Consider the following 5632-nt stretch of genomic DNA (forward strand, 5'->3'; position numbering starts at 1 on the left):
CCCGAACCGCTCCGGCGGCTGGCCCGCGCCGCAGCAGGACGAGGAGCCCGGTCGCGCCGGGGACTGGGCGGCCGGCGCCGGCACGCCGGTGGACCGCTCCGGCGGCTGGGCCGTCGGTGCCGGCGCCCAGCAGGACGACCCCAACCGCTCCGGCGGCTGGGTAACTGCGGCACAGGACGAGCAGCCGGCCTGGGGCCAGCAGGGCGACCAGGCGGCACCCGCCTGGTCCGCGCCGGCCGAGCCGGCCGCCCGCGCCGCCGCCAAGGTTCCGGTCCCGGGCCAGGGTGAGAACCTCTGGGCCGCACCGGACGACCCCGCCCGCTCCGGCGGCTGGCAGGCCGACCCGGCCGGCCCCCGGGACGAGGACCCGGACCGCTCCGGCGGCTGGGCCGCCGGCCGGGCCGCCGCAGCCGCGCCGCAGCCCGGCTGGGGCGCCCCCGACGAGCAGCGCCCCGGATGGGGCGACGCCTCGGCCGCGCCGCAACAGCGTGACGACGAGTCGGCGCAGCCCGGCTGGGCAGCCGCCGGCGACCGGCCGGAGGCCGGTGCCTGGGCGTCGGCCGAAACACCCGCCCGGGCCAGCGCCTCCGTGCCGTCTCCGGACTCGCCCCCCGCCTGGGGGGGCGGCCAGGACATTCCGGCACAGCGGACGCCCCAGCGACCGGCCATTCCCGAGGCCGAGCCGTGGAGGCCCGGCGAGGCGTGGGGCCGGGCCGCGGAGGCCGAGCCGGCCGCGAACGGCTGGGAGCCGAACCGCGCCGAGGACGGGCCGATCTACCAGCCGGCACCGGGCCCCGGCATCTCCCCGGCCAACGCCGTACCGCTGCCGCCGCAGGAACAGCGCGTACCGGGGGCCGCCCTGGCCGCCTCGCCGCCGGCCGACTACGCCTCGTCGAACCAGTTCGGCGCTGCCGAGGCCGCCGAGCGCGACCCGCAGGGCTACGAGCCGGAGCGGTCCGCCTGGGGCACGCCCGAACCGGCCCGGGAGGAGCCGCAGTCGCCGGCCGGGCCGGTGGTGCCCGCCCCGCGTACCTCCCCGGAGTCCGGGGCGGTCTCGGCCAGCGCGTCGGTGCCGATGGCCAGCCGGGTGACCCCGCCGACCGATCAGCCGCTGCACGCCGCCGGCGTACCGGCCCCGCAGCCCCGGGTGTACGGCCGGCCGACCCGGCCCGAGGCCGAGGAGGTTCCGGGGCAGGACGCGCCGAACGGCTTCCCGGAGCAGGGGCCGCGCTTCGACGAGCACGGGTCCCAGTACCGGCCGGACGAGCCGGAGCGGCCCAACCCGTTCGCCGAGGCCCCGCCGGTGTCGTCGGCCCCGCCGTCGTCGCCGGCCGGCCCGCCGCCCTTCCCGCCCGGCATGCCGTCCTTCATGGACCCGGCGGGCAACAACCGTCCGGTCAACGGGGTGCACCCGCAGAGCGGGGAGCGCCCGGGCGACCCGTTCGGCGCGCCCGGTGACCCCTTCGGCGGACCCGGCGGGCAGCGCGAACCGTTCGGCGGGCCGGGCGCGTTCGGCGGGCCGGGCGGGCATCAGGACCAGTTCGGCGGGCCCGGCGGCCAGCACGACCCGTTCGGCGGGCCGGGTGGACACCAGGACCAGTTCGCTGGCCCGGGTGGGCACCAGGACCAGTTCGGCGCCCCAGGGGGGCACCAGGACCAGTTCGGCGGGCCGGGCGGCCAGCACGACCCGTTCGGCGGGCCGGCCGGCGGCCGGGCCACGGCCGCCGTACCGGGCCAGGGCCCGGGTGAGCCGGCGCCGGGTGGTTTCCCGCCCGCCTTCCCCCCGCCGCCCCAGCAGGCCCCACCGGCGTGGCAGCAGGGCCCGACCGGCGACCCTCAGCAGGGCCGGTTCGACGCGTTCAAGCCGGACGCGGAACCGAAGACCGAGGCGCCTGCGCCGAAGGTGCGCAACGGCAAGGTGCTTGCCCTCGTGCTGATCGCGGCGGTGCTCATCCTCGCCGTCCCGCTCGGCGCGCTCGCCCTGCTCGGCAAGCTCGGCGGTGACGACAGCAAGCCGCAGCCGTTCAACCCGGCCGTGGGCTCCTGTATCAAGCAGTCCGGCACGACCGCGGCAGCGGCCGGCTGCGGCGAGCCGGGTGCGTTCACCGTCGTCTCCCGGGTGGACAGCAAGGCCAAGTGCCCCGACCCGGCGCAGCCCACCGTGACGCTGAAGAACAAGACGAACCCGGTGCTCTGCCTCAAGCCGGCCGGCCAGTAGCACGTCCCCACGGCGGGGCCACGGTGATCCGTGGCCCCGCCGTGTCGCGTACGCCTCGTCACCTCAGGTCGCCAGGACCGGCCGCCGGCCGTACGGCACGATGGGGTGATGAGCGCACGCGTACGCGCCCCGGAGCTGCGGGGTCGGGCCTGGCTGAACACCGGCGGCAGGAACGTCACCCTCGCCGACCTGCGCGGCAAGATCGTCTTGTTGGACTTCTGGACCTTCTGCTGCATCAACTGCCTGCACGTGCTCGACGAGCTGCGCCCCCTGGAGGAGCGCTACGGCGACGTGCTGGTCGTGATCGGCGTGCACTCGCCCAAGTTCGAGCACGAGAAGGACGCGGACGCCCTGGCGGCGGCCGTCGAGCGGTACGGCGTGCACCACCCGGTGCTCGACGACCCCGACCTCAACATGTGGCAGCAGTACGCGGCGAAGGCCTGGCCCACCCTGTCCGTGGTCGACCCTGAGGGCTACGTGGTCGCCACCATGGCCGGCGAGGGGCACGCCGAAGGGCTGGCGAAGCTGATCGACGAGCTGATCGCCACCCACGAGGCGAAGGGGACCCTGCACCGGGGCGAGGGACCGTACGTCCCGCCCGCCGAACCGGAGACCACCCTGCGCTTCCCCGGCAAGGCCGTGGTGCTCGACGGCGGCAACCTGCTGGTCTCCGACTCGGCCCGGCACTCCCTGGTCGAGCTGGCCCCCGACGGCGAGCACCCGCTCCGGCGGATCGGGTCCGGCACCCGGGGCCAGGCCGACGGTCCGGCCGGGAGCGCCGCCTTCTCCGAGCCGCAGGGGCTCTGCCTGCTCCCCGCGCACATCGCCGAGGTGGCCGGCTACGACGTGGTGGTCGCGGACACGGTCAACCACCTGCTCCGCGGCGTACGGCTCGACACCGGCGAGGTGGTCACGGTCGCCGGCACCGGCCGACCGTGGCGGGCGACGGTCGACGACCACCCCCACGACGCCACCTCCATCGACCTCTCCTCCCCCTGGGACGTCGCCTGGTACGACGACCGGGTCGTGGTCGCGATGGCGGGCATCCACCAGCTCTGGTGGTTCGACCCGATCAAGCGGACCGCCGGCGTGTACGCCGGGACCACGGTCGAGGCGCTGCGCGACGGGCCGCTGCCGGACGTCTGGATGGCCCAGCCCTCCGGCCTCTCCGTCTCGGTCGACGGTAGCCGGCTCTGGATCGCCGACAGCGAGACCAGCGCCGTGCGGTACGTCGAGGACGGCGTGCTGCGTACGGCGGTCGGCCAGGGGCTCTTCGACTTCGGCCACGTGGACGGGCCGGCCGAGCGGGCGCTGCTCCAGCACCCGCTGGGGGTCTGCGCGCTGCCGGACGGTTCGGTGCTGATCGCCGACACGTACAACGGGGCGGTGCGCCGGTTCGACCCGGAGACCGGCCAGGTCGGCACGGTGGCGGACGGCCTGGCCGAGCCGAGCGACCTCGTGCTCACCGCGGCGGGGGACGTGCTGGTGGTCGAGTCGGCCGCGCACCGGCTGACCCGGCTGGCCCCGGGCGCGCTGACCGCGGCCGGCGCGAGCACGGTGGACGGCCCCCGGCACAAGCTGGAGCGGAAGCCGACGGACGTGGCGGCCGGCGAGCTGACCCTGGACGTGATCTTCACCCCGGCGCCGGGGCAGAAGCTCGACGAGACGTACGGGCCGTCGACCCGGCTGGTGGTGTCGGCGTCCCCGCCGGAACTGCTGGTCGAGGGGGCGGGGACGACCACCGACCTGTCCCGCCGCCTGGTGATCGACGCTGCGGTGGCGCAGGGCGTGCTCCAGGTGACCGCCCAGGCGGCCACCTGCGACGCCGATGTCGAGCACGCCGCCTGCCACCTGACCCGCCAGGACTGGGGTGTCCCGGTCCGCGTGGTCGAGGACGGCGCCCGCCGCCTCCCGCTCATCCTCCGCGGCATGGATCAGGGCTGACGCGCGTCCCGGGCGTTAAGAAGGGGCCCTTTCTCTACCGCAGGCGTTAAGAAGGGGCCCTTCCTTTCAGGCGAACGGAGCGAGCCTGACCCCCGCGTCGATGAGGGCGGCCCGGACCAGCTCGGCGGAGCGCACCGCGCCGGGGCTGTCGCCGTGCAGGCAGATCGACTCGACCGGGACGGGGACCGCGCTGCCGTCGACCGCGACGACGGTCCGCTCGGTGGCCATCCGGACCGCCCGGGTGGCCACCTCGTCCGGGTCGGTGACCAGCGCGTTCGCGGCGGTACGCGGCACCAGTTGACCGTTGGGCAGGTAGTGCCGGTCGGCGAAGCCCTCGGCGACCACCCGGAGTCCGGCGCCCACGGCGAGCTGGGCCAGCACCGAGCCGGGCGGGCAGAGCAGCGGCAGTTCGTGGTCGTAGCCGCTGACGGCGGCCACCAGCGCGGCGGCCTGGGCCTCGTCACAGGCCGCCGCGTGGTAGAGCGCCCCGTGCGGCTTGACGTAGCGGACCCGGGTCCGGAACAGCCGGCAGAACGCGTCGAGCGCCCCGATCTGGTAGATCGTCTCGTCCCGCAGCTCGGCGAAGTCGTACGCGATGTGCCGCCGACCGAAGCCGGCGAGGTCCCGGTAGCCGACCTGGGCGCCCACGGCGACCCCCCGCGCGGCGGCCGCGGCGCAGACCCGGTGCATGGTGGACGGGTCGCCGCCGTGGAAACCGCAGGCGACGTTGGCGGAGGTGATCAGGTCCAGCAGCGCCTCGTCGTCGCCGAGCCGCCAGATGCCGAATCCCTCGCCGAGGTCAGCGTTGAGGTCCATGGAACCTCACCGTAGTCCCTGGCCGGGCCTGCGCGAGCGGGGTCACGTCGTCCACCACCCCGACGACCGGGTACCCGCCGGTGGTGGGGTGGTCGGCGAGGAAGATCAGCGGTTGGCCGTCCGGGGGCACCTGCACCGCGCCGAGGACGAGTCCCTCACTGGGCAGTTCGCCGGCCACCGCGCGGGGCAGTGCCGCGCCGACCAGTCGCGCCCCGACCCGGTTGCTCAGTGGGCTGATCGCGTACGCGGTGCCGAACAGCAGGTCGATCACGGAGTCGTCGAACCAGTCGTGCCGGGGGCCGAGCCGGAGGACCAGTCGCAGCTCGGCGGGGACGGGCGCGGTGACGGTGAGATCCACCGGCGCGGGCGGGCCGGCGGGTGGGGCCAGGGGCAGCCGGTCGCCGTCGCGCAGCGGGGGCGGGCCGAGCCCGGAGAGGGTGTCCGTGGCCCGGCTGCCGAGCACCGGCTCGACCGCGATGCCACCGGTGACGGCCAGCCAGGTACGCAGCCCGGCGCGGGCCGGCCCGATCCGCAGCACCGCTCCGGCGGCCAGGGAGAGCGGTCGTCCCACGTCCCCCGGCCGGCGCTCGGTCGCCGGGGTGCCGGCCGGCACCCCGGGACCGGAGGCCCCGGCCGGCTGGGGCACCCGGGCGT

Annotated in this window: 4 protein-coding genes; 2 read left to right on the forward strand and 2 right to left on the reverse strand. The window is 76.5% G+C overall.

What is annotated here, in order from left to right:
• Both ACWEVO_RS28710 and ACWEVO_RS28715 read left to right on the forward strand, forming a co-directional pair.
• On the forward strand, positions 1–2218 hold a 2218-nt coding region (locus ACWEVO_RS28710; protein WP_452310608.1), incomplete at its 5' end, for an LppU/SCO3897 family protein.
• Between the two features lie 108 nt (positions 2219–2326).
• The gene (locus ACWEVO_RS28715) at positions 2327–4162 is read left to right on the forward strand and encodes an NHL domain-containing thioredoxin family protein (protein WP_452310609.1); all 1836 of its coding nucleotides are present in this window, start codon (positions 2327–2329) and stop codon (positions 4160–4162) included.
• 66 nt (positions 4163–4228) lie between these two features.
• On the opposite strand, the gene ACWEVO_RS28720 is transcribed toward ACWEVO_RS28715, so the two are convergent.
• Together ACWEVO_RS28720 and ACWEVO_RS28725 are read right to left on the reverse strand one after the other, a co-directional pair.
• Entirely contained in the window at positions 4229–4978 is a 750-nt protein-coding gene (locus ACWEVO_RS28720; protein WP_452310610.1) for a LamB/YcsF family protein, read from the reverse strand.
• The coding region (locus tag ACWEVO_RS28725; protein ID WP_452310611.1) for a 5-oxoprolinase subunit C family protein at positions 4962–5632 on the reverse strand (671 nt) is incomplete at its 5' end. The genes ACWEVO_RS28725 and ACWEVO_RS28720, both read right to left, overlap by 17 nt.

This window comes from Micromonospora sp. NPDC003776, from assembly GCF_053605645.1.